Genomic DNA, 25,559 nt, shown 5'->3' on the forward strand with positions numbered 1-25,559 from the left:
ACGTCGGGACGGGACCGTATCGTCGCAACGGGAGCGTAAGCCGAGTTGACGTCGGAACGCAACCGTTTCGTCGTAACGCCCTATGCTGGACGGCATGACGACGAATGCCGACGAGCCCGGCGCGCGGCCCCGCCGACGGCCCCCCGCCGGGGCGGCCGTCCTGAGGGAGGACGTGACCGAGGCCATCCGCGCCGCCGTCTTCGCGGAACTCGCGTCCGTCGGCTACGCCCGGATGTCCATCGAGGGCATCGCGCGCCGCGCCGGTGTCGGCAAGACCGCCGTCTACCGCCGCTGGCGGTCCAAGCTGCACCTGGTCCTCGACGTCGTCTCCGCGCTCGCGGTGATGGGCCTGCCCACGCCCGACACCGGCAGCCTGGAGGGCGACCTGCGGCTGCTGTACGAGGTGACCTCGCGCGCACTGCGCCATCCCGTCGCCTCCCAGGTCATCCCGGACCTCCAGGCCGAGGCCGCGCGCAACCCGGACATCGCCGAGGCCATGCAGAAGGCCCTGCGCGACGGGCAGGAGGGCGTCGCCAGCACGATCCTCGCGGCGGCCGAGAAGCGGGGCGAGATCCGGGCCGGAGCCGACCGCCAACTGGCCCTCGACCTGATCTCCGGCCCCCTGTACTGGCGCTCGGTGGTCATCCGCGGCCCGAAGCTCCCGAAGGGGTATCTGGCGTCCTTGACGCGGGCGACCACCGAGGCCCTGCGGGCGCTGTGAACCGGGCGCGGGCGCCGGGCCGGTCTACCTTTCCGGGACGCTGCGGACGCTGCGTTCGCTGACGTCGGGCAGGAAGCGCGCCATGGTCACGAAGTCGGCGTCGTCGTGCAGCACGATCAGTCCGTGGTGTGCGGCGGTCGCGCAGATCATGAGGTCCAACGGGCTCGCCGCGCTGACGGCCCCGTTCCCGGCAAGGGTGTACTGGGCGGCGTCGACCCAGTCCCAGAGCCTCTTGGGGAGCGGCACGTCCGGGTAGAGGTCCGTGAACATCTCACCCATGGATTCGTACTCGGCAGCGTTGCGGGCCGAGCGTCGGAACTCGGCCCGCTGGGGGGCGCACGAACCCATGGCCCGAAGGACGGTTGTCTCCAGCCAGGCGTCCCTCAGATGTTCCTCACGCTGGAGGCGCCACAGAGCCGAGGAGTCGAGCAGATAGTGGATCAACCCGCGTCCCGCTTGTCCTCGGCGCGCAGGCGCTGCCACCCCTCGTAGTCCCACTCCTGGGCGGCTCGGAAATGCTTGGCGACGAGAGCGGCCCGCTCGTGGCGTTCGGCGTACTCGCGAAGCGCGGCGTTGACCACGTCTTTCTTGGTGCCTCCGCCGGCCACGCGCATGGCCTTTTCCAGTGCGTCGTCGTCGAGGTCGATCGTCGTCACACTCATACTGGACCCCTTTATTCAAAGACAACAGCCAGTATAAACATTCGGGGCCGTGTGTGCCCCCGCGCACGGTCCCGCCGCGGTGCCCCTCCGGCCCCTCCGGCCCCTCCGGCCCCTCCGGCCCCTCCGGCCCGTCGGCCTCAGCGCCCGTCCGGATGGTGGTGCTGCCAACCTGCCCAGGCCGAGGTGAGCATGGACTCGACGTCGTGCCGGGCCTTCCAGCCGAGTTCCGCGGCGGCGCGGTCCGCGCAGGCCACGACCCGGGCCGGGTCGCCGGGGCGGCGCGGGGCGAGCACCGGCGGGCGGTCGTGACCGGTGACGGCGTTGATCCGGTCGATCATCTCGCGCACCGAGACGCCCTCCCCGCGGCCGATGTTGAGGGTCAGCGCACGGCCGGGCGCGGCCCGCAGGGCGTGGGCCGCGGCCACATGCGCCTCGGCCAGGTCCACCACGTGGATGTAGTCGCGCACACAGGTGCCGTCCGGCGTCGGGTAGTCGTCCCCGAAGACGCGCGGCGCCGCGCCCTCGGTGAGCTTCTCGAAGACCATCGGGACCAGGTTGAAGACACCGGTGTCCGCCAGTTCGGGGGCCGCCGCGCCCGCCACGTTGAAGTAGCGCAGCGACGCCGTCGACAGCCCCGTCGCCCGGCCCGTCGCGCGCACCAGCCACTCGCCGGCCAGCTTGGTCTCGCCGTACGGGGACATCGGCGCGCACGGCGTCTCCTCCGTCACCAGGGCGTCGTCCCCGGCCCCGGCGGGCATGCCGTACACGGCCGCGGAGGACGAGAACACGAACGACGGGACCCCGGCCGCCGTCACCGCCTCCAGCAGGACCCGCAGGCCCTCGACGTTCTCCCGGTAGTAGTGCAGCGGACGCGCCACCGACTCGCCCACCTGCTTCTTGGCCGCCAGATGGACGACACCGGTGACGGCGTGCTCGGACAGGGTGCGCGCCACCAGGTCGCCGTCCAGGACGGAGCCCACGACCAGCGGGACCCCCTCCGGCAGCCGCGCGGAACGGCCGGTGGACAGGTCGTCGTAGGCCACCGTCCGCTCTCCCGCCTCGGTCATCGCCCGTACGACGTGCGCCCCGATGTAGCCGGCGCCTCCGGTGATCAGCCAGGTCATCTGCGGTAGTCCCCTCCTCGGTCGGAACGCCTCCAGTGAAGCAGGCGGCGCAGCCGTGCGCCGATCACGGGCACGGCGCCGCGGACTCCGGGCGCCACCCGCAGCGCCAGCGCGCCGGAGTGGGTGGCGTACGGGTGGACGAGCAGCAGTCCGTGCCGGGCGCTCGGCAGGGCACGGCGGCGCAGCCGTCCGGCGCCCTTGACGGCGTGCGCGGTCAGGTCGCGGTGCGCGCCGTCGGCGAAGCGGACCCGCAGTCGCAGATCCCAGGTGCCCGCGCCCGGCCCGCCCAGCGCGTCCAGGTCGACGGAGACGGCGGCCGACCAGGTGCCGTCGGCGGCGGCCGTGAGGGCGGCGGTACGGCGCTGCACCGGGTGCCCGTCCGCCCGGGACCGCCACTCCGTCGCCACCTCCGTGGGGTCCGCCCGCGCCACCCGCCCGTACAGCTCGTGCAGGCGCAGCCGCAGCCGGGTGGCACGCGCGCGTGGGCGCAGTTCCGCGTCGACGGCGAGCGGCAGGAGCCGGACCGGGCGGGTCAGCAGCGGGGCGAGGGTGACCCGGGGCAGGTCCTCGGACCAGACGGGGGTGCCGTCCGGGGTGCGGGCGTAGGGCGGGCACAGCCGGGCCGGGCGGGCGGCGAGTTCCCCGAGGCGGCCCAGGTCGCGCGGCCCGGGGGAGGCCAGGACGACCCGCGCCAGCAGCGGGCCGGGCGCGGCCGGGTCGACCTCGAAGTCGGCCACGTCGTACTGCTCCAGGTACGCCCGGGTGTGCGCCCACCACGCGCGCCGGTACGACGCGTCGCGCAACGCCAGCTCGCGCGCGTACATCCGCAGGTCGTGGTCGAGGAACTTGGCCCGTGCCGCGCGCGCCAGCTCCTTGTGCCCGGCGCCCAGCAGGATGGCGTGGGCCAGCGCGCAGGCCCGGGTGCGGGCCCGCCAGTTGCCGATGTCCGCCCGGTCGAGGGAGAGCGAGAGCCGGTCGGCGGCGCGGCGCACCTGCCACACGTACACCGTCTCGGGCACCAGGGCGACGCGCGGCGCGGCGGCCAGCACGCGCGCGGTGAAGACGAAGTCCTCGTAGCGGAAGGGCCCTTCGGGGAAGCGGATGCCGTGCTCGTGCAGGAAACCGGTGCGGTAGAGCTTGTTGACGCAGAGCGTGTCGTGGACGAGACGCGGGCGCCGGGCGGGGTGCGCCACGACGGCGTGCGCCGCGTACAGGTCCGGCTGCCAGGGGTGTTCGCGGCCCGACGGCAGTTCGCGGCGCACGCACCGGCCGGCCGCCACCTCGGCGCCCGTCCGGGCCGCCGCGGCGAGCAGCGCGGCCACCGCGCCGGCGGGCAGTACGTCGTCGCTGTCCAGGAACATCACGTACGGGGACGTCACCGCGGCCAGGCCGTCGTTGCGCGGGCTGCCGCAGCCCCCGCTGTTGGCCGCCCGGCGCAGCACCGTCAGCCGTGGCTCGCCGGCGGCCAGCCGCGCCAGCACCTTCGGGCTGCGGTCCGTGGAGCCGTCGTCCACGGCGACCACCTGCCGTACGGCGGGTCCCTGGGCGAGTGCCGAGCGGACCGCTTCCGCGACATGGGCGGCGTCGTTGTGACCGATGACGACGACGCTCGCCGCCGGCGGCTTCGGTGTCGTGGGAATGTCCGTGCGCTCCCGTCAGGAGGTGTGTGCTCAGTGCCCTACGGGGAGCGCCGTCGCGGCCGGCCGGGGTGTCGAGGGCGGGTGCTGCCGTGCGGGCCGCGGCCGGGTGGAGCGCCACAGCCGGACGAGGGAGAGCCCGGCGGCGGTCACCAGCAGGCCGTTGCGCAGGACCATCAGCAGGGAGCCGGTCCAGGTGCAGTGGACGACCTCGCCGTACAGCGTGGGATAGACCACGGAGCTGACCGCGGCCGCCGCCACCACCAGTGCCGCGACCGGGCGCTGGGCGGTGTGGCGCGAGGTCAGGCAGACGGCGGCCAGGCCGAGCAGCCAGATCAGGTACTGCGGGCTGATGACCCGGCTGGTGACCGTGAACAGCAGGACGGCGCACAGGGCGGCGTCGAAGGGCGTCGCCTCGTTCCAGCGCCGGGCCCGCACGCGCCACAGCAGCAGGACGCAGCAGGCGGCGGCCGAGAGCGCGAGGGAGGCGCCGGCGACCGTGGAGACATAGGGGCCGGTGAACTCCATCGCGCCGTACCGGTAGTGGACGCGTCCCGGCCAGCCGGCGTGCCGGGCCAGGCTGAGCGCTGTACCGCCCAGGGACTCGATCTGCACGCCCCGGCCGCTCTGCTGCCGCAGGAAGGAGAGGGGATCGCTGAACCAGAGCGCGAACAGCGCCAGGGCCAGCGTGCCGGTCACGGCCGCCCAGGGCCACGCGGAGCGCGTCGGCCGCCCCCGCGGGGTGCCCAGCAGCGCCAGCGCGGGCCACACCTTCACCAGCGCGCCCAGCGCCGCGAACACCCCGCACGCGCGCGTGGAGCGCGACAGCGTCAGCAGGGAGAGCACGGCGAGGGCGGTGACCTGCACGTCGTACCGGGCCAGCGGGAGGTGCAGCAGCAGCGGCAGGCCGCCGGTCCACAGCCACGCCCCGCGCGGGCTGCGGCCCGGCCGGGTGCCCGCGCGGGCCAGCGCCAGCGCGATCACCGCGTCGGCGGCCAGCGTCAGGGCCACGAACGCCTGGAAGTAGGTCAGGCCGGGCAGCAGCGCCGGGGACAGCAGCACGGCGCCCGCGCCCGGCGGGTACTGCCACAGCGTGTCGTGGGCCGGGAAGGTGCCGTGCGACAGCAGCCCGTACCAGTGCTGGTAGAGGCGCCACACCTCACGGGCCACCGCGCCCCGGCCCAGGAGCGGCGCGGCGTCGTGGGCGAGCAGCCACAGCATCAGCGCGCGGGTGGCCAGCCAGAGGGCGGCGAGCGGGGCGTGGGGCGGGGCGTGGGGCGGGAGGGGGAACTGACGGCGGTTCATCATCCGGGAGCGTAAGCCGCGCGGATGGTGTATTCATGCCGATACGCCGTCAATGCCCGGCAAAGGTTGGCTAATCGCAAAAGATCGGGACCGTGGTGAACACCGTGGCGAACATCGGGCGCCTGCTGATCCGGCCGTCGAACCGTGTCCGGCGTGCCGGGGTCGTGGCCGCCCCCGCGGCTGTCATGCTCGCGCTCGGGCTGTGGGGGCTCGACCGCGGCGGCATGTGGCGCGACGAGGCCGTCACCTTCCAGGTCGCGCGGCGCTCGGTGCCGCAGATCTGGCGGCTGCTGCACGACGTGGACGCGGTGCACGGCCTGTACTACCTGGCCATGCACGTCGTCCTCGCCCCCCGTCCGGGCGAGGTCCTGCTGCGGCTGCCCTCGGTGTGCGCCGCGGCGGCGACCGCGGCCCTGGTCGCCGCGCTCGGCGCCCGGCTGGTGCGGCCGCGCGCCGGGCTGTGGGCCGGACTGCTGTACGCGGTGACGCCGATGGCCGGTCACTACGCCCAGGAGGGCCGCTCGTACGCCCTGGTCGCGGCCGGCGCCGCGGGCGCGACGCTGCTGCTCGTGCGGGCGGTCCGCGAAACCCCCGATTCGGGTGAACTCCGGTGGCGGGCGCCGGCTGGCCGTCTCTGGTGGGCGTACGCCGCGGTCCTGGGCGTCACCTGCCTGCTGCACGAGTTCGCGGTCCTGCTGCTGCTCGCCCACGCCGGCACGCTGGCGCTCGCACGGGTGGCGGGCCGGATGTGGCGCCACTGGGCCTGCGCGGCCGGGGGTGTCGTCCTCGCGGTGCTGCCCATGGCGCTCGTCTCGCACGCCCAGTCGGCGCAGGTCGCCTGGTTGCGGGAGCCCGGTCTGCACAGCGTCGGCACCCTGCTGCACGAGTTCGCGGGGCCGGCGCCCGCGGTGTTCTGGACCTGTCTGGCGCTCGCCGTGCTGGGCCTGACCCGGCCGGTGGGCCGGCCCGGCGAGCTGACCTGCGCGGCGGTCGCGCTGCCGCTCGCGGTGCTGCCACCGGCGGTGCTGATGCTCGTCTCCCGCCTCTCGCCGCTGTACGTCGACCGCTATGTGCTGTACGCGCTGGCCGGTTTCCCACTGCTGGTGGCCGCCGGGGCGGACCGGCTCGCCGGGCTGCTGGGGCGTGCGCGGTCCGGCTCGCCGCTGCTCACCGCCGCCGGTGTCCTGGCGGTCGCCGCCGCGCTCGTCCACCAGCTCCCGCTGCTGCGCGCGGACCGCTCGCCGGACCACCGCCCCGACAACCTGGCCGCCGTCTCGCGCGTGGCCGCCCGCGAACTGCGCCCCGGGGACGCCGTGTTGTTCCTGCCGGGACCCGCCCGCGCCACCGCGCTGGCGTATCCGGCCGGGTTCCGCGGGATGCGGGACGTGGCGCTGGCGGCGGGGGCGCCGGTGTCGGGCACGCTCTACGGCACGGAGGTGGACCCGCGGGTCCTGCGGCACCGGCTCGCCGCGCTCGACCGGGTGTGGGTGGTCGCCGACCGGCGGGTCGTGGAGTCGCCCGGCTCCCCGCGCAATCCCGTCGACCGGCTCAAACTCGCCGTCGTCAACGACCAGTTCGCGCTGCGCGAGCAGTCGGCGGGCAAGCGGGTGCTGCTGCGGCTGTACGTCCGCCGCACGCGCGCCACCGGGTCTCCGGTTGCCACGGGGTCTCCGGTTGCTACCGGGTCTCCGATCGCCACCGGGCCTCCGGTCGCCGCTGCTCCTCGTGTCGCTACTGCTCCTCGTGTCGCTACTGCTCCTCGGGCCGCTCCCGCGACATCGTCGCCGCCGCGGCGTCCAGTGCGCTGGTGAGCCGGTCCAGGCGCGCGCGCAGTTCGTCGATCTCGGCGAGGTCGAAGCCGGTGGCGGCGCCGATGCGGCGCGGTACCCGGAACGCCTGTTCGCGCAGCGCGGTGCCCCCCTCGGTCAGCCGCACCTGGACCGACCGCTCGTCGCGCGTGCTGCGCTCGCGCCGGACCAGACCGGCCCCCTCCAGCCGCTTGACCAGGGGGGACAGCGTGCCGGAGTCGAGCCGCAGCAGTTCGCCCAGCCTTTTGACGGGCAGGTCGCCGTGTTCCCACAGCACCAGCATCACCAGGTACTGCGGGTAGGTGAGCCCGAGGTCCTTCAGGACCACCCGGTAGACGCCGTTGAAGGCGCGGGACGCGGCGTGCAGGGAGAAGCAGATCTGGCGGTCCAGCCGGAGCCAGTCCGCCTCGTCGGCCCCGGTGGCGGGGGTGTCGATGGCGGTCATGACACCAGGATAGCCCCAGTGGGCCATTTAGTTGTGCGCAATTGAATCGTGTGCTCTACTTGTGGTCGTGAGGGCGGCCGGACAGGAGTCGCCGGAACACACGAACGTCACTTCGAGAGGGATGGTCTTCCATGGACGCGCTCTACACCGCCGTCGCCACCGCAACCCACGGCCGTGAGGGCCGCGCCGTCTCCTCCGACGGCCGGATCGACCTGCCCCTGGCCTTCCCGGTGGAGATGGGCGGCAACGGCCAGGGCACCAACCCGGAGCAGCTGTTCGCCGCCGGGTACGCCGCCTGTTTCGGCAGCGCCCTCGGCGCCGTCGGCCGCCAGGCCAAGGTGGACGTCAGCGACGCCGCGGTGACCGCCGAGGTCGGCATCGGCAAGCAGGGCGAGGGCTTCGCCCTGAAGGTGACCCTGCGCGTCGAACTGCCCGACACCGTGGACGCGGAGACCGGCCGCACGCTCGTCGAACAGGCCCACCAGGTCTGCCCGTACTCCAACGCCACCCGGGGGAACGTGCCGGTGGAGCTCGTCGTCGAGTGACCGACGGGGTGGCGCCTGTCCGGGTTCGGTGAAGCGGCCGTCACTGGGCGTTATCCGGACAGGCGTCAATCGGCTCGGCATCCCGCCATTTGTGTCGCCGGCATTGCGATCACATGGCAGGAGCCTTGGAAAGCTGGCGTGAAAACGACTATGGCCTAAAAATCGTTCCTCGGCCCCGAATTTCTCCACGGAAAGCAACGGGGCCTTGGAACGAGTGCACCACTGCCTCAACAGGCGCGCGCACTCCCGCCTGTCAGAAAGCAGTTCGACGATGTCCAGATCCGGTGCACACCCGCCGACCCGCCGCGCGGCAACCGCCGTCGCATCCCGCTCCCGCGGGAAGGCGGGCCCGTGCTCCGCCATGTGACACGCAAGGCCGTGGGGTGGCTGGCGATGATCGTGGTCGCCACCAATGTGACCTACGTGCTGGCCTCGTGGTTCCTCGACCCGCGGTCCAACTACCAGGGACTGCGCCCGGTCCGCACCCAGGAGCAGATCGACCGCGCCCTCGCGCCGTACAACCTGGATCCGCGGGTGCCGCTGGCGGACCGGTGGTGGCACTGGTTCAGCGACGTGGTCCTGCACTTCGACTGGGGAAAGTCCCCGGTCGGGGTGTCGGTCGACTCGGAGATGGGTTTCCGGGTCCTGGTCAGCGGCCAGTTGGTCACCGCGGCCACGCTGCTGTCCGTGGTGGCGGGTGTCGCGCTGAGCGTGTTCACCGCTTCCCGGCAGTACGGCTGGTGGGACCGGATCACCCAGCTCGTCTCGGTGTTCCTGTTCAACGTACCGGCGGCCGTCGCCGCGCTGGCGGTCGTCTTCGCCGGGATCTGGCTGAACCAGCACCTCGGATGGCGTTTCCTGTACGTCGCCGGGGAGAAGTCGCCGACCGTCACCGGGCTGTGGCCGACGGTCGCGGACCGGTTGCAGCACCTCATCCTGCCGACGCTGAGCCTGACCCTGCTGGGCTATGTCGGCTACCACCTGACCCAGCGTTCGCTGCTCCTGGACAACATCAACTCGGACTTCGTACGCACCGCACGCGCCACCGGACTGACGCGCGCGCAGGCGATCCGCCGACACGCGCTGCGTGTCTCGCTGATCCCCACAGCCACATCGGTGGCCTTCAGCATCCCGGCGATCTTCACGGGTGCGGTGATCACCGAGACCGTTTTCGGCTGGAACGGCATGGGCCAGTACTTCATCCAGACGATCAGCAAGAACGACGTGCACGGTGCCGTCGCCGTAGCCGCCTTCGGCGCGGCCATGACCGCGATCGGCGCGGTCCTGGCCGACATCGCCGTCGTCCTCCTCGACCCCCGGGTGCGGGTGAGCTGACATGGCGATGACGGTGACCCCCCGGCCCGAACCGCCCGCTCCCGGCGCCACGAACGGCCCTCCCGCGCCCCGGCTCGGCAGCGGCCGGCTCTACCTGCGACGGTTCGCCCGCAACCGCGGGGCCCTGATCGGAGTGGCGATCTTCGTGCTCCTGGTCCTGTTCACCGTGTTCGGCGGTCTGTTCACGCACTACGCGTACACCGACACCGACTTCACTGCGCTCACCCAGCCGCCCGGCGCGACGCACTACTTCGGCACCAACCAGGGTGGCAACGATGTCTACGCCGAGGCCGTGCACGGCCTCCAGCGCTCCCTGGTGATCGCGGTCACCGTCTCGGTGCTGACGATCGTGCTCGCCGCCGTGATCGGCGCGGGCGCCGCCTACTTCGGCGGCCGGGTGGAGAAGCTGACCCTGACGGTCATCCATTTCCTGCTCGTCGTGCCGTCGTTCCTGATCCTGGCCCTGGTCTCGCACCGCCTCGCCGGCGACTGGCGGGTGCTCGTCCTGGTGCTGACCGTGTTCGGCTGGATGTCGACGGCACGGGTCATCTGGGCGGTCTCCACCTCCCTGCGCGAACGGGACTACGTGCGGGCCGCCGAGTTCATGGGCGTACGGCCGTGGCGGATCGTCCTGCGGCACATCATCCCCAACCTCGGGTCCCTGCTCATCGTCAACCTGACCCTCGGAGTCGTCGCCACCGTGCTCAGCGAAACAGCCCTGTCCTTCCTCGGCTTCGGGGTGCAGACGCCGGACGTGTCGCTGGGCACCATGCTCGCCGACGGAACCGGCACCATCACCAGCGCCCCGTGGCTGTTCGGCTTCCCGGCCGGGCTGGTGGTGCTGCTGACGGTGTCGATGACGCTCATCGGCGACGGACTGCGCGACGCGTTCGACCCGACGTCGACCACCGCGGCCCTGGGAGGCCGGCGATGACGTCCACCGCCACGGGGACACACCCGGCGGCGGCACCGACGGCTCCCGCTCCGGTGCTGTCGGTGCGGGACCTGACCGTCTCCTTCCCCTCCGAGGCCGGTCTGGTCCGAGCCGTGCGCGGGGTGAGCTTCGACGTCCTGCCCGGACGGACACTCGGCATCGTCGGCGAATCGGGGTCGGGCAAGTCCGCGACCGCGATGGGCGTCATGGGACTGCTGCCGGACGCCGCCCGGGTGTCGGGCCGGGTACTGCTGGGCGGCCGGGACCTGGTCGGGCTGAACGACCGACAGCTGTCCGCGGTGCGCGGCAACGACATCGGCATGGTCTTCCAGGACCCGCTGTCCGCGCTCACCCCGATCTTCTCGGTCGGCAGGCTGCTGTCCGACGCGCTGCGGGTGCACCAGGACCTGACGAAGCAGGCCGCCCGGAACCGCGCGCTCGAACTGCTGGACCTGGTCGGCATCCCCGAACCGCCCCGCAGCGCACGCTCGTTCCCGCACGAGTTCTCCGGGGGCATGCGCCAGCGCGTCGTGATCGCCCTGGCGATGGCGAACTCGCCGAAGGTCATCGTCGCCGACGAGCCCACGACCGCCCTCGACGTGACCGTGCAGGCGCAGATCCTGGACGTACTGCGGACCGCGCAGGCCGAGACCGGCGCGGGCGTCGTGCTCATCACCCATGACCTGGGGGTGGTCGCCGGGTACGCCGACGACGTCGCCGTCATGTACGCGGGCCGGATCGTGGAACAGGCGGGCGTGCACGAGCTGTTCGAGCACCCGGCCATGCCCTACACGATCGGGCTGCTGGGCGCCGTGCCCCGGCCCGACGCACGCGCGGACCGGCCGCTGGTGCCGATCGGGGGCGAGCCCCCGACGCTGGTCGGACTCCCGCCGGGGTGCCCCTTCGCGGACCGCTGCCCCGCCGTCGTCGACCGCTGCCGCACGCGGGAACCGGCACTGGCCCCGGTCCCCGGGCACGGGCAGGTCGCCTGCCTGCGCGCCGCCGAGATCGCCGACGGCCGGCTGGCCGCGGACTCGATCTTCCCGGCTGCGGCGGACGCTTCCTGCCCCGCCGACCCTCTCGTCCCTGCCGCCGCGCCCGCCGAGGAGCGCAGCCGCGACACCGGCGCACCCGGCGAGGTGGTGCTCCGGGTCTCCGGCCTGGCCAAGTCGTTCCCGCTCACCCGGGGAGCGTTCCTCAAGCGCCGGGTCGGCACGCTGCACGCGGTCAGCGACGTCGGCTTCGAACTGCGGGCCGGCCAGACCCTCGGCCTGGTGGGCGAGTCCGGCAGCGGGAAGACCACGACGCTGCTGGAGATCATGCGGCTCAAGGAGCCCGAGTCCGGCCGGATCGAGGTCGCGGGCACGGACGTGGCCGCGCCGGGCTCTCCCGAGCGGGCACGGGAGCTGCGTCGCGCGGTGCAGATCGTCATGCAGGACCCCATGGGCTCCCTCGACCCGCGGCTGCCGGTCTTCCACCTGCTCGCCGAGCCGCTGCGGGCGATCGGCAGCGACCGGCCGGAGATCAGGGCGCGGGTGGCCGAACTCCTGGACCTGGTCGGACTGGACGCGTCGGTGGCGGACCGTTTCCCGGCGGCGCTCTCCGGCGGTCAGCGCCAGCGGGTCGGTATCGCTCGGGCACTGGCGACCGGGCCGCGGATCGTGGTCCTGGACGAGCCCGTGTCCGCGCTGGACGTCTCCGTACAGGCCGGCGTCGTCAACGTGCTCAAGAAGCTCCAGCGTGAACTGGGCCTGGCCTATCTGATCGTCGCGCACGACCTCGCGGTGATGCGGCACGTGTCCGACCGGATCGCGGTCATGTACCTCGGCCACGTCGTCGAGACCGGCGCCACCGAAGACCTCTTCACGGACCCGAGGCATCCGTACACCGAAGCCCTGCTCTCGGCCATCCCGGTGCCCGACCCGAGGCTTGAGCGCTCCCGGGAGCACATCGTGCTGGAGGGCGAACAGCCGAGTGCGGCGCGCCTGCCGCAGGGCTGCGTCTTCGTCGACCGCTGTCCGCTGTACCGGCTGCTCGACGACGGGCTGCGACAGCGCTGTCGCACCGAACGCCCCGTCCTCGGCCCGGCGGCACCCGGCTCCGGCCACCACCACGCCTGCCACGCCCGCTGACCGCGGGCTCCTGCCTCACCGACGCCGCACCGTACGGCGCCGCCCCACCCCGCGAAAGAACGGATCCACTCCATGGGATCGAGAATTGCCCCTGCCGCCGCGCTCACCGCGGCCCTGGCCCTCACCGTCACGGCCTGCGGTTCCTCCGGGTCCGGCTCGTCGGGCGGCGGAACGAGCGGCAAGGGCGCGACGCCGGCCGCGGCCTCGGCGAAGACCGACTACAACCCCCAGCCCTACGACGACATCAAGGACGGCGGCACCTACACCACCGCCGGAACCTTCGACGACCAGGGCAACCCGTTCAACGCCAACGCCACCCTCACCGCCTCCCGCATCTGGTTCTGGTACAACCCGGACGTCATCACCTATTCCCCCACCGGTGAGGTGCAGTACAACCCGGACTACCTCAGCGACGTCAAGGTCACCGACACCGGCGGCAACCAGCGGGTGGTCCTCACCATCAACCCGAAGGCCACCTACAACGACGGCACCCCGATCGACTGGACGGCCGTCAAGGCGACCTGGCAGACCAACAACGGCAAGAACAAGGACTACAACGCGAGCAGCACCGAGGGGTACAGCAACATCACCTCGGTGACCCGCGGCGCCGACGACAAGCAGGCCGTCATCGACTTCAAGGGCGTCGATCCCTGGTGGTCGAGCCTGTTCACGACGTTCCTGAACCCGAAGGCCGCCGCTGTCGACGCCTACAACGACGCCTACGTGAAGAAGGCCCACCCCGAGTGGGGCGCCGGTCCGTACACCGTCGGGACGTTCGACACCAAGACCGGCAACGTCACCTTCGTCCGCAACCCGAAGTGGTGGGGCAAGAAGGGCAAGCTGGACAAGCGGATCTACGTCAACCTGGACTCGGCCGCCGCGATCAACGCCTTCAAGAACGGCCAGATCGACTACGCCGCCACCGGCAGCGCCGAGGACCTGAAGCAGATCAGCGGCGTCAAGGGCACCGAGGTCCGCAGCGGCGGCAGCCCCTTCGAGTACTCGCTGTACGTCAACACGAAGTCGACCGTCCTCAAGGACCCCCAGGTACGCGAGGCACTGCTGGAGAGCGTCGACCGGGAGCAGATCGCCAAGATCCAGTTCCAGGGCCTGGACTACTCCGAGCCGCTTCCCGGGTCCGCCCTGCTCTACAGCTTCCAGAAGGGCTACTCGGACAACGTCTCGTCGGTGATCAAGCACGCGCCCGACGACGCGAAGAAGATCCTGGACGCCGCCGGCTGGAAGACCGGCGGTGACGGCATCCGGGAGAAGAACGGTACGAAGCTCACGGTGAGGTACACCCTCCTCGGCGACGACCCGCTGAACAAGGCCACGGCCAACGCCTTCGCCGCGATGCTCAAGCCGGTCGGCATCCAGGTCGACATCAAGAAGGCCGACGAGGCGGACTTCGCCAAGATCCTCAGCGAGCGGGACTTCGACCTCTTCCTGTCCGGAAACCGCTCCATGGACCCCTTCGGCGCCCGCTACCTGAACCAGTTCTACGGCACGGACAGCGACTCCAACCTCACCGGTGCCGGAACTCCCGAGCTGGACAAGGAGATCCACGCGGCGGCCCAGATCTCCGACCCCGACAAGCAGACCGCCGAGGCCAACGCCATCGAGCGCAAGGAACTGGCGCAGTACGCCTTCCTGCCGCTGTTCAGCGGCCCGTCCATCTACGGCGTCAAGGACGGCCTGGCCAACGTCGGCGCCACCATCTTCGGCACCCCCCTGCCGGAGACCGTCGGCTGGCAGAAGTAACCGCCGTTTCGCACCGGGCGGGAAGCGAGGCGGCCGGCGGCCCCGGAACCACCGGCAACGGGGCCGCCGGCCGGGCGTGTGCCCGCATGCCGTGACGTACGCACGGGCCGCCACGCCGGGCACCAGGTGACCGACCCACGCAGCGAGGACCGCAGGGCGGCCTTCTGAACCGGAGAACCGGGGGCCAGGGCAACAGGCCGGCTCCCGAGCGCGGCCGGTGACGGCTACTGCCTGGAGGTCGTTCACCGGCCGCCTGCGTCACGGTGTCACCGGTCGTGCGGGCCCTGGCCGCTTCGGCAGCGGAAGCAGCGGCACGGCGGCCAGCCGAGTGCGTCGACGAGCCGTTCCGGGTCGGGGGTGGGCTGGTAGGTGTGCCGCCGGGTCGGGCCGGTGCGTTCACCGTCCGGGCCGACCCGGTACGTCCCGATGGTCATACGGGACGCGCCCGGCTCGGGCGGGGTGCCGGCGTTCACGGTGCCATCCCTGTCCGGCGACCGTGTTCCCGACGTTCCCGACGTTCCCGATGTTCCCGACGTTCTCGATCCACCGCGCACGCTGTGCAGGCGTAGAAGGTGAAGCCCGGCCCGGAGTTCTGGTGCACCACCGAGATCACGACCGGCGTTTCGGTGATCACGCCGCAGCGCACGCACATCCGTTCCGGTGTGCGCGTCCCGTGCGGGTCCGTCGGCGAGGGCTCGCTCATCCGGCCACCGCCTCGGCGCCGACCACATGCCGGTCGAGATCGATCCCGGAGTCCGCCGCGAGGGCCATCGCGACCCGGCGGCGACGCTGCTGCGCCTGCTGGTGCAGCGGCTCCTGGTGCCGCTCGGCGAGAGAGACGTACGGCCGGACCAGGGCAGTCTGCTCGCCGCGTAACGGAGCCTCAAGTCCGTACGGCGACCGATGTGCCGGGGGCCATGGCGCGTCCGCACGGGACGTCCCGGCCCAGCGCGCGGGGCGCGCACCCGCACGGCGCCTGCCGGTGCCGGGCGCGAACACGCCCAGGACCCGCAGCGCGAAAGTATGGATAATGCTCACTGTCGTCAGCTCCTTGGAAGCTGGTGGCCACGCCCCCGGGCCGGTTGCACGGTCGCGGGGGTCTCCTGTGCTCACTCTCAGAGTGCCGACAGAAAAGAGCTGTGCCGTCCCTAAGGTAGGGACGGCACAGCTCTTGACTCAGTGTGATCGATGCGTTACACGCCGCTCCATTGGGCGAACTCGCGCAGCGGGTCGGGTGCGCGCCTGCGTGCTCGCAGCAGGGTTCCGACGGTCACGTGCACCTCCGGGTGGTAGCGCGTGAGCTGCGGGGCACTCAGGCGCGCCTTCTCCAGGGACTCCAGAGCATCATCGTGGTGTGCCGTCCACGCTTCCGCACTGGCCTTACGGATCAGGAATCCCGCTACGCGGGTCGGCTGATAGGAGTCCGGCAGACGCACTTCGGAGGCGACGCGCAGTGCCTCCTCGTGGTCGTCCCGGTTCATGGCCACATCGAGCCGTCCCAACGCGACGTTGAGGTCACCGAAGGCCAAGGCGTACCGCGTGCCGGGTGGGTCTGCCGCCGCATCGGTCGCCGCAGCGGTCTCGGCAAGCTCGTCCGCCTGACCCAGCCAGTCCGCGGCGGCGGAGTGCTCCCGCTGTACGGCGGACAGTGCCGAGGCGCGCAGCAGCAGCGTTCCCCGTACCGCCACGGTCGACGGGTCACCGTCGTCGTCGAGGTCGCGAAGAGCCTGCTTCACCAGCGCCACACCCCGGTCGGGGCGGGACGCCTCGGCATGAGTGATCATTGCCCGCTCATACCGCTCGACGGCAACCTGCCGGGGGTCCCCGGACTGCGGGGCGGCCACGGCCATACGGGCCAGCGCGAGCCGGGCGAGGTCCATGAAGCCGAGCCGGTACGCGATGATCGCCGTTGTACGCGCCACCTCTGCCTGCAAGTTGTGCGCCCGCTCACGATCCCGGCCGGGAGCGGTGTGCATCTGTAGGGCGACCGCCGTGTCGGTGATGAGTTCCGGCAGGGCTTCGGCGACGTCGCCGAACTCGCCCGCGGCACGGAGTTTCGCGATCTGCGCCGTTCGTGCCGCCACCTCGTCGAGAGGCCGCGGTGGGGCGTCGTCTTCCGGTGGGATGTCCCACGCGTCCAGAGCGCTGCTGATGGGTGCGAGCAGCCGGTCGAGCTGGTCTTTCTGGAGCATGTGGAGGTAGGGCTGGCCGTGCAGTACGGACAGCGTGACGCCGAGCGCACGGGCTACGGAAGCGAGGACGGACGGACTGGCCGGCTGCTCCCCGTTCTCGACTCGGCTGAGCTGACTGGTGGACACGTGGGCGAGGCGTCCCAGTTCGGCGAGGCTGAAGTCACGAATGGCGCGGAACTCGCGAATGCGGGTCCCCACGTGCCTCTCGGTGTGGTCGGGCATGCTGACTCCCATTGCGTGCTTGACACTTCGCAATGTACGCCTGGATCACCCGGGGTTGCACCGCTTCGGCCCCGGCCGACCGGACCGTGAACGCTCTTCAGGTGTCGGCGTCGGCGTCGGCTCCGGGATCGAGATCATGCAGCCATGCCTGCGCCGCAGCGAGGTCGGGAGCGGTGCCGACTGGTTCGTACGCGAATCCATTCCACTCTTCCAGGACCCTCGCTTCGCCGGGGTGGAGGTGGCCGCCACCGCCATGAAGCGGGCGGTGACGCCGGTATTGGTCCATGGGCGCACGCCGCCTCTTGACGTACGCTGCGAGCGGATCGTGGGGGTCGACGTGCGCGCTGGCGTTGGGACGGCTGGTTCGGTGGCCCGGGTCGGCGGTGCTTGCCCATGATTTCGATGGTCTCAGGCCGCGACTGCCGTCGGCCTCGCGGCGGCGAGGTCCCGGGCGGAGGCGGCACGGGCGCCGTGTCCGCCCATGTCCCGGCCCAAGTGGCCGGTCCACCCCGCCCGGTTCAGGCGTAAGCCGACGGCTGGGTCTCCAGGTGGAGTACGTGTTCGACGGTCCGGATCAGGATGTCCTTCACCGACGCCCGCCGACGCGCGTCGCACAGCAGCACCGGTACGTGCGGGCCCAGGGTCAGTGCCCGGCGTACGGTCTCCGCCGGGTACTGGCGGGCGCCCTCGAAGCAGTTGACGGCGACCACGAACGGCAGGCCGCTGCGCTCGAAGTAGTCGACCGCCGGGAAGCAGTCGGGCAGCCGGCGGGTGTCGGCCAGGACGACCGCGCAGAGCGCACCGGCGGCCAACTCGTCCCACATGAACCAGAAACGGTCCTGTCCGGGCGTGCCGAAGAGGAACAGCGCGAGACGGTTGTGGATGGTGATCCGGCCGAAGTCCAGGGCCACCGTGGTGGTCGCCTTCCGCTCCACTCCGGACAGGTCGTCCACGTCGATGCCACTGTGGGTGAGCGTCTCCTCGGTGTGGAAGGGGACGATCTCGCTGATTGTGGAGACGAGCGTGCTCTTCCCCACCCCGAAGCCGCCTGCCACCAGGATCTTCGCCGCCTCCGGCAGGTCGTTTCCCGGCGCGGGGCGTGTGCCGTTCCGCGGTGTCTCTGACATTGCGGGCATGCCTTTCCGTCTCCGTGCGGTCTCCGGCGGGGCCGGGCCGACCGTGTGCTTTCCCGCCGGGCCGCGGTGGTCGGGCGGGGCGCTCTCACAGTGCGCGCAGTCCTTCGAGTACTTCTCTGATCAACCGGACGCTGGGGCGCGCGGCCGGGTCGGCGGGCTGGCGTACCCGGATGGCACGCATCGAGAAGAGGTCGCCGAGCAGCACCCGTACGACGCCCACCGGCAGGTTCATCCGGGCCGCCACCTCTCCCACCGGACGCGGGGTGCGGCACAGCGCGAGAATCGCCCGGTGCTCCGGCTGCATGCCCACGTCCGGCGGGAGGGTGGCCACCGTGGCGACCACGTAGGCCACCAGATCGAACCAGTAGCCCTCGTTACGGGTCCGTCCCCGCACCATGGCGTACGGGCGGACGACCGGGCCGGCCGCGTCGTCCACCCATTCGGCGCTGGTCAACGCGGGTTCCCGGGCAGCGGTGAGGGCTCCCCGCGGGATTCGACCGACATGTGGAACCCGAGGCGTTTGACCAGCATGGCCATCTCGTAGGCGACGACGCCGATGTCCGCGCCCTGACGGGTCAGCGCGGTCAGGCAGGAGTTGTCGCCCGCCGCGCACACGAACAGGAAGCCGCCCTCCATCTCCACCATCGTCTGGAGCACGGCGCCGCCGCCGAAGTGCCGTCCGGCGCCCTTCGCCAGGCTGTGGAATCCGGAGGCGACCGCGGACAGCCGCTCGGCCTGGTCGCGGTCGAGGGCGTCGGAGGCGCCGAGCAGCAGACCGTCCGTGGACAGCAGGACCGCATGGCCGATCTCCGGCACGTTGCGCACCATGTCGCTCAGCAGCCAGTCGAGGTGGGAACCCGTCTCGGATGGGCCGACCTGGGTCATGTCAACCACGCTTTCTGGGAGTGGGGGTGGTGGGAGCGGGGGTGTGGGCCGGGAAGGCCGCGTGGGCGTCGTGGCTGAGGGCGTCGCCCCGCGGCCGGCCGGCCGGGTCGCCGGGTGCCGCGTACTGCTCCAACCGGGCGCGCGCCGCCCCCGCCTGCAAGGCGGACATCATCATGCGGACCTGGTCGGGGCGTTCGGCCGCGGGATGGGTCTGCGGCGGAGGGTCGGCCTGGGCCCGCGGGGGCACGGCCGCGTGGTGGTGTTCGGGCGGCAGCGGACCCGCCGGCCCCGCCGGGCCTCCGGCCGGCTGCCCCGGTGCCGCCGGGCTCCGGGTGCCGGGGAAGGACGGCGCGCCGGGGCCGACCCGCCGCTCGTGGTCGCCGCGTCCCCAGTCCATGAGCTGTCCCCGGTCGCCGGGCTCGTTCACGGTGGCCTCGCCCGCCAGACTCGCCTGGGGAACCCGGCAGGGCAGACCGTCGATCGTGGCGCCCGGTTGCGGAGGGGCGGGTGCGGGCGCGGGTCGTACGGGTGTTTGGCCGCCCGGAACATGATCCGGTCCGTCCGGTCCGTCCGGTCCGTAGCCACGCCGGGAGACCGGGGCGGGAGCGGGGCCAGGGGCCGGAGCGGGTGTGGATGCGGGTGTGGGCGGGGTGTGTGGGGCGTATGTGCTGTGCGGGGGGTCCTGGAAGTGGGCTTCGCGGGCGGGGTCGGCCGGGGCGATCGGGGCCGGACCGACCGCGGCGGGCGGGGCCGCACCCGGGGCGAGCAGGGCCGACGGCTGCTCGTCCGGCGCTCCGCCGGGCAGCCGGCCCGCGGCACCGGCCGCGGACACGGCCGGGCCCGCGGCGCCGGCCGGCCCCCATTCCAGCAGGCCGTCCGGTATGAGGACCACCACGTTGACACCGCCGTACGGCGAGCGGCGCAGCGTCACCTCGATACCGTGGCGCTGGGCCAGGCGGCCCACCGTGACCAGGCCGAGCCGGGTGCTGTCCAGGGCGGAGACGTGCAGCGGGGCGTTCAACTGTTCGTTCGCCGCGGCCAGTTCCTCGGGCGGCATGCCCAGACCACGGTCGTCGATCTCGACGATCAGGCCGCTGGCCGCGGTGCCCACGCTGACCCGCACCTCGCTGTCCGACGGCGAGAAGACCTGCGCGTTCTCGATGAGTTCGGCGAGCAGATGGATGACGTCGGCGACGGCGCGGCCCTGGATGCCCACGGTCGGTACGGGCAGCACCACGACCCGCGCGTACTGCTCGGTCTCCGCGATCCCGCCCCGCACCACGTCCACCACGGGCACCGCCCGGCGCCAGAACCGTCCCGGCGTGGCACCCGAGACGATGAGCAGACCCTCCGCGTAACGCCGCATCCGGGTGGCCAACTGGTCGAGTTCGAAGAGGCGGTCCAACGTGTTGGCGTCCTCCTCGTGCCGCTCCATCACGTCCAGCAGGCTCAGTTGCCGGTGCAGGAGTACCTGGCTGCGCCGCGCGAGGTTCACGTAGAGCTGGTTGATCCCCTGGTGCAGTCGCACGTCCTCCTCGGCCAGTTCCACGGCGGTCCGCTGCAACGCGTCGAACGCGGCGCCCAGTTCGGCCATCTCCCGGTTGACGAAGACCGGCCGGGTCATGCCGGCGCGCACGTCGACCGTCTCCCCGCGGCGCAGCCGGCCGACCACGTCCCGCAGCGCGTCCTCGGTGAGGTTGCGTGAGGAGGTGTTCAGCCGGTTGATGTCACCGCTGAGGGAGCGTGCCATCCGGACCGACATCACGATCGACACGATCAGCGACGACAGACCGAGCACACCGGCCACGATCAGTTCGGCGAACGCCCGGCGGGCCGGCGGACTGGTGCGGGTGAACACCAGCGAGATGTCGTCGAGGGCGGTCGTGCTGCTCGCCTTCGCCGTCGCGTCGTAGGCGGAGCGCCACTGGTCGATGGTGAACGGGAGCCGTCCGGCGGACGGACCCGCGCCGATGATCTTGTCCTCCAGTGCGCCGACCTTCGCCATCGGCCCGCCGGGCGCGGCCAGTTCGAGGAACGGCTTGCGCTGGGCCTCGGGCAGCCGCTTGACCACCTCGGCGCTCAGCAGCCGGCGTGCGCCGATGTCCTGCACCAGGGTCCGGTAGGTGGCGGCGTCCAGCCGGCCCGAGGAGGCGGCGGCGGCCGAGATCAGCGCGTCCTCCCGGGAGAGCAGGTCACCGGCGGGCACCTCGGTGTAGAGGGCCTGCCCGAAGTCCTGGGCGTCCTGGTCCGGCAGGATCGTCATGGCCCGCAGCGCCTCGGCGATGTCGCCGTTGACGGCCGTGTACGCGGCCAGGATCTCCTCCGGCGTACTGGTTCCCGCGTCGGTCCCGCGCCGGAGTGCGTCCAGGGTGGCGAGTGACTTCTCCGCCCGGTCCACGCCCTCGCGCACGGAGTCGCTCTCCGCGCGGCGTACGCCGTCGTCGTGCGCCTCTTTGAGGAACGCCGCGACCGCCGTGTCGGTGGCCACGCGACCGGCGTCCAGCGTCTTGCTGCCGCCGTCCGGTGTCTTGCTGCCGCCGTCCGGTGTCTTGCTGACGCCGCTCGGTGTCTTGCTGACCGTGTGCGCGACGGAGGCCGCCACGACCGCTTCGCGCCGTTCGATCTCCAGGGCCACCACCGTACGTCCGAGGGGGGCGGCGAGGTGATTGCCGATGGTGTCGACGTGCGAGAGGGTCAACGCGTTGCCGAGGGACAAGTAGGCGGCGTAGCCGCACAGGGCTGCCAGCGACACCAGCGGCAGCAGGAGGAGCGCGGTGAATTTGCGGCGGATGGACCAGCCATGACGTTTCATTGAGGCCCTGTCGAATAGCGCGGTGGCGCACGGCTGCCGGCATACGGATACATGACTTCCGTGACGCAGAACGCTTTCTCCACGGCAGAAGAGGGTGTGTGCTACTTGTGCAGGTCAAGGAGGAAGGGGCACATCACCCTGGAGGAATCTCCACGTCGTGATCATGTTATGCGTGTGCATCGGTTGCGAGATAAACAACTCCCGACAACTTGGTTAACGGCTCTGCTCCAGGAGATCTCCTGTGGGAAGCTCCGGACCCCCACCCGGTGTCCAGGTGATTCCACGGGCGGTAATTCCCCCTGGCTCACCGCCCGTTCGCTCACCCCACCGAATGCACCCGCCGTCCCCCGACCCCCTGCGCGGGCACCGGCAGGGGCCGCCGTACCACCGGTTCCAGCAGCAGCGGCACCCCGATCACCGGCAGCAGCCAGGCCAGTACGATCAGCCGTTCGCCGAAGATGTTGATGTCCGGGTGTGCCGCCTGGGTCAGGAAGCCGGTGGCCGCCGCCGCCAGCAGGAAGCAGCCGAACGCGGGACGGCGCAGCGCGCCCCACAGCCCCGCGCCCAGCGCCGCGGCGAACAGCGGCTGTCCCACCTGCCGTCGGGCCCACTCCGTCCAGAAGTTGCCCTCCAGGTGCAGGAACTCCGACCACGGGTGGGCCCGGTCCGGCCGGGCGAAGTGGTCGGTGAGCAGATCCTGGAGGCTCTCCGACTCGGCCGGATAGTGCAGCAGCCGCGCCAGCAGCACGGTGCCCAGCACCGCGCAGCACCCCGCCACGGCGATCGCCGCCACCCCGCGCCCTGCCGCCACCCCGCGCCCTGCCGCCACCCCGCGTCCCGGCGCCCGCCCGCGTCCCGGTGCCCGCCCGCGTCGCCCGCGCGCCACGAGGACCGCGGTGCCCGCCCCGGCCAGGGTCAGCCCGAGGAACAGCGCCTGGGAGTGCTTGACCGGAACCAGCGCGAGCAGGCAGCCGCAGGTCAGGGCGGTGCCCGCGCGGGCCCGACCGGTCAGGGCCAGAGCGCAGCCCCACACCGCGGCCAGGGTCAGCGCCAGCATCAGACCCTCGGTCATCGGACGCATGGCGGTCGCGCCGCACGGCAGGACGTAGTACAGCGCCTGACCGGTCAGCGCGAGCGGCACCGGTACGGACAGGGTGCGCAGGACCAGGAAGGCGAGGATCCCGGCGGCGACCGTGACGAGCACGCTCGCCGTCCACACGCCCCAGGTCACACCGAGCGCCGTGACGAACGGCAGCAGGAACACCGGGTAGCCGGGCCGTACTTCGAAGATCCGCTTGAGCCGGGGCTTCATGAACGGCGGGATGTGGCCGTCCGTCTGCCCGGCCGCCAGCCGCCGGTCCACCACCTTCAGCGCCTCGGACCGGCACTCGGCGAACTCCCGGGCGGCGGGGTCGGGCCGGTGGAAGCGCACCACGTCGACGCTCTGCCCGCGCCGCGCGAGGGAGGCCCGGCCCGCGCAGGCCCAGTCGACCGTGGTGGCGGCGGCCTCCCGCTTGCCCGCGCCGCCCAGACCGAGCGCGTACGCCACGTAGTTCCGCGAGTCGGGGGTGTCCCGGCCGGTGACGGCGGTGAGTTGGAGCAGCGCGAACACCGCTGCCAGCAGCAGCACCCAGGCGCGCGGCCTCACGTCGACGCCAGCAGGTCGTGGCCGGCGTCCTGCCCGGGTACCCGGGCGGCGCCCGGCTCGGGCATGGTCTCGCCGAGCAGCAGCGTCCGCACCACCCGCTCGGCGGCCCGGCCGTCGTCGAACTCGCAGAAACGCGACCGGAAACGGGCCCGCAGCCGCGCCGACTCCTCGTCCCGCCAGCGCCCGGAGGCGAACAGCTCCGCCAACTCCTCGTAGCAGCGGGAGACATGGCCCGGCGCCTCGGCCGTGATGTCGACGTAGGCGCCGCGGCTCGCCGTGTACACCGCCCAGTCGTCCGCGTGGACGACGACCGGCCGGTCCAGGTTGGCGTAGTCGAACATGATCGACGAGTAGTCGGTGACCAGGGCGTCCGCGGCCAGCAGCACCTCCTCGGCGTGCGGCTCGTCCGTGGCGTCCACCACGATTCCGCGCCGGTGCAGTTCCGCGAGGCCGAGACCGCGCGCGGGACCGGCCGCCAGGGCGGGGTGCAGCCGGACCACCAGCGTGGTCCCCGCGCCCAGGTCGGCGGCGAACCGGGCCAGGTCCACCCGGTCGACATGGCCGCCCCTGCGGTAGGCGCGGCGGGTCGGCGCGTACAGCACCACCAGGTGACCGTCCGGGATGCCGTGCCGCCGGCGGAACTCGGCCCCGGCGTCGGAGCCGTCGAGCGCCGCCCGGACCAGGACGTCGTTGCGCGGGCTGCCGGTGCGTGCCGAGGCGAAGTGGCACGGGTAGGCCCGCTCCCACACCAGCTCGGAGTGGCGGTTGGCGACCAGGCTGTGGTCCCAGCGGTCGGCCCGGCGCAGCATCTGCGGCACGTCGAAGCCGTACCGGGCGCCGGGCTTGCCCAGCAGGTCGACGCCCGCGTACCCCAGCGGGGTGCCCTGGTGGGTCTGGATGTGGACGCTGCCGGGCCGTTTGGGCTGGGTGCCCGGCCAGTTGACGTTGTTGACGAAGAATCCGGCCCGAGCGGCCAGCCGGTGGTGGGCGGCGGAGCCGAGCAGTACGTGCTCCACGCCGTCCGGGACGAGCGCGGCGGCCTCCGCGGACGACATGGCCGCCGCGGCCTCCGGGTCGCGCACCACCCACACCCCCCGCAGGTGCGGGGCGATCTCGCGCGCCGCGCGGTACACGGCCGCCGGGTCGCCGAGCACCCCCCGGTGCGAGGACGCCGAGTACAGCACGAGGTGCGGATCGAGCGGGCGGCGCGCGTGCGCCGCCCGGATGCCGCGCTTGACGCGCCCGGCCGCCGCCCGCCGGACCTGGAGCGCGCGCCGCCCCAGCTCCCGGCCCGCCCGCGCCGCCTGCCGCCGCACCAGATAGGCCGCGTACGGGCCGGTCAGCACGGCGGTCTCGCCGGTCACCCGGGTGTCCGCGGGCCGGTGCCGGGCGAACAGCGCGGCGGTGTTCCGGAAGAACTCGGCGCGGTCGCCCGGTGGCAGCCGGTCCGGCTTGGCGAGGACGTCCAGACAGTGCTCGCCCATCTTGCGGTGCAGGTACGGCCGCCAGTCCGCCAGCCCCGGGTGCTCGTCGACGTACCCGAAGACCCGCTCGTACTGGTCGTGGATGTCGAAGTGCTTGCGGCTGGTGGTGGACAGGATGTTGCCCTGCCGGCGCTGGCGGTAGTTCAGGCAGATCCGGTCGAGCACCGCGATCCGCCCGGCGCTGAGCAGGACCGGGAAGGTCCAGGGGGTGTCCTCGTAGTAGCCGGGCGGGAAGCGGAAGCCGTGTTCCGTCACGTACGCGCGGCGGTACGCCTTGTTCCACACCACCATCAGCAGGTCGAGGATCTGCGGCTGTTCGGCCGCCGTGAAGACGGCGTCGCCCGCCTGGGTCAGCACCTGGGCGAGCACGTTGCGCCGGGTGCCGCCCCACCAGTAGGTGCGCGCGTAGTCGAAGACCAGCACGTCCGGGTCGTCCGCCTCGTCCAGGCGGTCGGCGACGGCGCGCAGCGCTCCCGGGGTGAGGGTGTCGTCGCTGTCCAGGAACAGCAGGTAGTCACCTGTGGCGTGCGGCAGTCCGGCGTTGCGGGCGCGGCCGAGGCCGACGTTCTCGGGCAGGTGCAGCACCCGCACCCGGGGGTCGCGGGCCGCGTACTCGTCGAGGATCGCGCCGCAGCCGTCCGGCGAGCGGTCGTCCACGGCGATCAGTTCGATGTCGGTGAAGGACTGCTGGAGGACCGAGTCGAGGCATTCGCGCAGAAAGCCCTGCACCTTGTAGCACGGGACGATGACGCTGAAGCGGGGCACGGCGGG

23 protein-coding genes are annotated in these 25,559 nt (G+C 72.5%); 7 read left to right on the forward strand and 16 right to left on the reverse strand.

Annotated features, from left to right (window positions below):
- Positions 1-94: 94 nt before the first annotated feature.
- The gene (locus ACFC09_RS03845; protein ID WP_376523713.1) at positions 95-721 is read left to right on the forward strand and encodes a TetR/AcrR family transcriptional regulator; all 627 of its coding nucleotides are present in this window, start codon (positions 95-97) and stop codon (positions 719-721) included.
- Between the two features lie 24 nt (positions 722-745).
- Here ACFC09_RS03845 and ACFC09_RS03850 read toward each other — a convergent pair whose 3' ends face one another.
- From ACFC09_RS03850 to ACFC09_RS03870, 5 genes are all read right to left on the reverse strand, one after another.
- The gene (locus ACFC09_RS03850; RefSeq protein ID WP_376523715.1) at positions 746-1,165 is read right to left on the reverse strand and encodes a PIN domain-containing protein; all 420 of its coding nucleotides are present in this window, start codon (positions 1,163-1,165) and stop codon (positions 746-748) included.
- Positions 1,162-1,383, reverse strand: coding sequence for a type II toxin-antitoxin system VapB family antitoxin (locus ACFC09_RS03855; protein ID WP_376523717.1), 222 nt, complete (start codon positions 1,381-1,383; stop codon positions 1,162-1,164). The genes ACFC09_RS03850 and ACFC09_RS03855 overlap by 4 nt, the downstream gene beginning before the upstream one ends.
- 137 nt (positions 1,384-1,520) lie before the next feature.
- Positions 1,521-2,507 (reverse strand): UDP-glucose 4-epimerase GalE, encoded by a 987-nt coding sequence (galE, locus tag ACFC09_RS03860; protein WP_376523719.1) that lies wholly within the window; start codon positions 2,505-2,507, stop codon positions 1,521-1,523.
- Complete coding sequence (locus ACFC09_RS03865; protein ID WP_376524099.1) at positions 2,504-4,147, reverse strand: glycosyltransferase family 2 protein; 1,644 nt, start codon at positions 4,145-4,147, stop codon at positions 2,504-2,506. The genes galE and ACFC09_RS03865 overlap by 4 nt, the downstream gene beginning before the upstream one ends.
- Before the next feature lie 30 nt (positions 4,148-4,177).
- Positions 4,178-5,452, reverse strand: coding sequence for a glycosyltransferase 87 family protein (locus tag ACFC09_RS03870; RefSeq protein WP_376523722.1), 1,275 nt, complete (start codon positions 5,450-5,452; stop codon positions 4,178-4,180).
- Positions 5,453-5,541: 89 nt separating this feature from the next.
- On the opposite strand from ACFC09_RS03870, the gene ACFC09_RS03875 reads away from it, so the two are divergent.
- A complete protein-coding gene (locus ACFC09_RS03875; RefSeq protein ID WP_376523723.1) occupies positions 5,542-7,260 on the forward strand; it encodes a hypothetical protein in 1,719 nt (572 codons plus the stop codon).
- Here ACFC09_RS03875 and ACFC09_RS03880 read toward each other — a convergent pair.
- Positions 7,199-7,702: a MarR family winged helix-turn-helix transcriptional regulator gene (locus ACFC09_RS03880; RefSeq protein ID WP_376523725.1), complete on the reverse strand. Its 504-nt coding sequence runs from the start codon at positions 7,700-7,702 to the stop codon at positions 7,199-7,201. The genes ACFC09_RS03875 and ACFC09_RS03880 overlap by 62 nt on opposite strands.
- A gap of 131 nt (positions 7,703-7,833) precedes the next feature.
- Here ACFC09_RS03880 and ACFC09_RS03885 point away from each other — a divergent pair, with 131 nt between their 5' ends.
- From ACFC09_RS03885 to ACFC09_RS03905, 5 genes are all read left to right on the forward strand, one after another.
- Positions 7,834-8,247 carry an organic hydroperoxide resistance protein gene (locus ACFC09_RS03885; protein ID WP_376523727.1) on the forward strand — a complete coding sequence of 138 codons (414 nt, stop codon included), beginning with the start codon at positions 7,834-7,836 and terminating at the stop codon, positions 8,245-8,247.
- A gap of 351 nt (positions 8,248-8,598) precedes the next feature.
- On the forward strand, positions 8,599-9,582 hold the full coding sequence (locus ACFC09_RS03890; protein WP_376523728.1) for an ABC transporter permease: 984 nt from the start codon (positions 8,599-8,601) through the stop codon (positions 9,580-9,582).
- Position 9,583: 1 nt separating this feature from the next.
- Positions 9,584-10,516 (forward strand): ABC transporter permease, encoded by a 933-nt coding sequence (locus ACFC09_RS03895; protein ID WP_376523730.1) that lies wholly within the window; start codon positions 9,584-9,586, stop codon positions 10,514-10,516.
- Positions 10,513-12,648, forward strand: coding sequence for a dipeptide ABC transporter ATP-binding protein (locus tag ACFC09_RS03900; protein WP_376523731.1), 2,136 nt, complete (start codon positions 10,513-10,515; stop codon positions 12,646-12,648). The genes ACFC09_RS03895 and ACFC09_RS03900 overlap by 4 nt, the downstream gene beginning before the upstream one ends.
- Before the next feature lie 72 nt (positions 12,649-12,720).
- Positions 12,721-14,409 (forward strand): ABC transporter family substrate-binding protein, encoded by a 1,689-nt coding sequence (locus ACFC09_RS03905; RefSeq protein WP_376523733.1) that lies wholly within the window; start codon positions 12,721-12,723, stop codon positions 14,407-14,409.
- Between the two features lie 266 nt (positions 14,410-14,675).
- Here the strand turns inward: ACFC09_RS03905 and ACFC09_RS03910 are convergent, their stop codons facing one another.
- From ACFC09_RS03910 to ACFC09_RS03955, 10 genes are all read right to left on the reverse strand, one after another.
- Positions 14,676-14,882, reverse strand: a complete 207-nt coding sequence (locus ACFC09_RS03910; protein WP_376523734.1) for a hypothetical protein — start codon at positions 14,880-14,882, stop codon at positions 14,676-14,678.
- Between the two features lie 226 nt (positions 14,883-15,108).
- Complete coding sequence (locus tag ACFC09_RS03915) at positions 15,109-15,447, reverse strand: hypothetical protein (protein WP_376523736.1); 339 nt, start codon at positions 15,445-15,447, stop codon at positions 15,109-15,111.
- A gap of 155 nt (positions 15,448-15,602) precedes the next feature.
- On the reverse strand, positions 15,603-16,823 hold the full coding sequence (locus ACFC09_RS03920; protein ID WP_376523738.1) for a helix-turn-helix domain-containing protein: 1,221 nt from the start codon (positions 16,821-16,823) through the stop codon (positions 15,603-15,605).
- 97 nt (positions 16,824-16,920) lie between these two features.
- A complete protein-coding gene (locus ACFC09_RS03925) occupies positions 16,921-17,109 on the reverse strand; it encodes a DUF6087 family protein (RefSeq protein WP_376523739.1) in 189 nt (62 codons plus the stop codon).
- 232 nt (positions 17,110-17,341) lie between these two features.
- Positions 17,342-17,950 (reverse strand): ATP/GTP-binding protein, encoded by a 609-nt coding sequence (locus tag ACFC09_RS03930; protein ID WP_376524101.1) that lies wholly within the window; start codon positions 17,948-17,950, stop codon positions 17,342-17,344.
- Between the two features lie 94 nt (positions 17,951-18,044).
- Positions 18,045-18,413: a DUF742 domain-containing protein gene (locus ACFC09_RS03935; protein ID WP_376523741.1), complete on the reverse strand. Its 369-nt coding sequence runs from the start codon at positions 18,411-18,413 to the stop codon at positions 18,045-18,047.
- Positions 18,410-18,853 carry a roadblock/LC7 domain-containing protein gene (locus tag ACFC09_RS03940; RefSeq protein WP_376523742.1) on the reverse strand — a complete coding sequence of 148 codons (444 nt, stop codon included), beginning with the start codon at positions 18,851-18,853 and terminating at the stop codon, positions 18,410-18,412. The genes ACFC09_RS03935 and ACFC09_RS03940 overlap by 4 nt, the downstream gene beginning before the upstream one ends.
- Positions 18,846-21,656, reverse strand: coding sequence for a nitrate- and nitrite sensing domain-containing protein (locus ACFC09_RS03945; protein ID WP_376523744.1), 2,811 nt, complete (start codon positions 21,654-21,656; stop codon positions 18,846-18,848). Before ACFC09_RS03945 ends, ACFC09_RS03940 begins: the two co-directional genes overlap by 8 nt.
- Positions 21,657-21,975: 319 nt before the next feature.
- The gene (locus ACFC09_RS03950) at positions 21,976-23,304 is read right to left on the reverse strand and encodes a hypothetical protein (RefSeq protein ID WP_376523745.1); all 1,329 of its coding nucleotides are present in this window, start codon (positions 23,302-23,304) and stop codon (positions 21,976-21,978) included.
- A complete protein-coding gene (locus tag ACFC09_RS03955) occupies positions 23,301-25,553 on the reverse strand; it encodes a CDP-glycerol glycerophosphotransferase family protein (protein ID WP_376523746.1) in 2,253 nt (750 codons plus the stop codon). The genes ACFC09_RS03950 and ACFC09_RS03955 overlap by 4 nt, the downstream gene beginning before the upstream one ends.
- Positions 25,554-25,559: the final 6 nt, after the last annotated feature.

Origin of the sequence: Streptomyces sp. NPDC056161 (assembly GCF_042268025.1) — a bacterium.
Classification (GTDB): Bacteria; Actinomycetota; Actinomycetes; order Streptomycetales; family Streptomycetaceae; genus Streptomyces.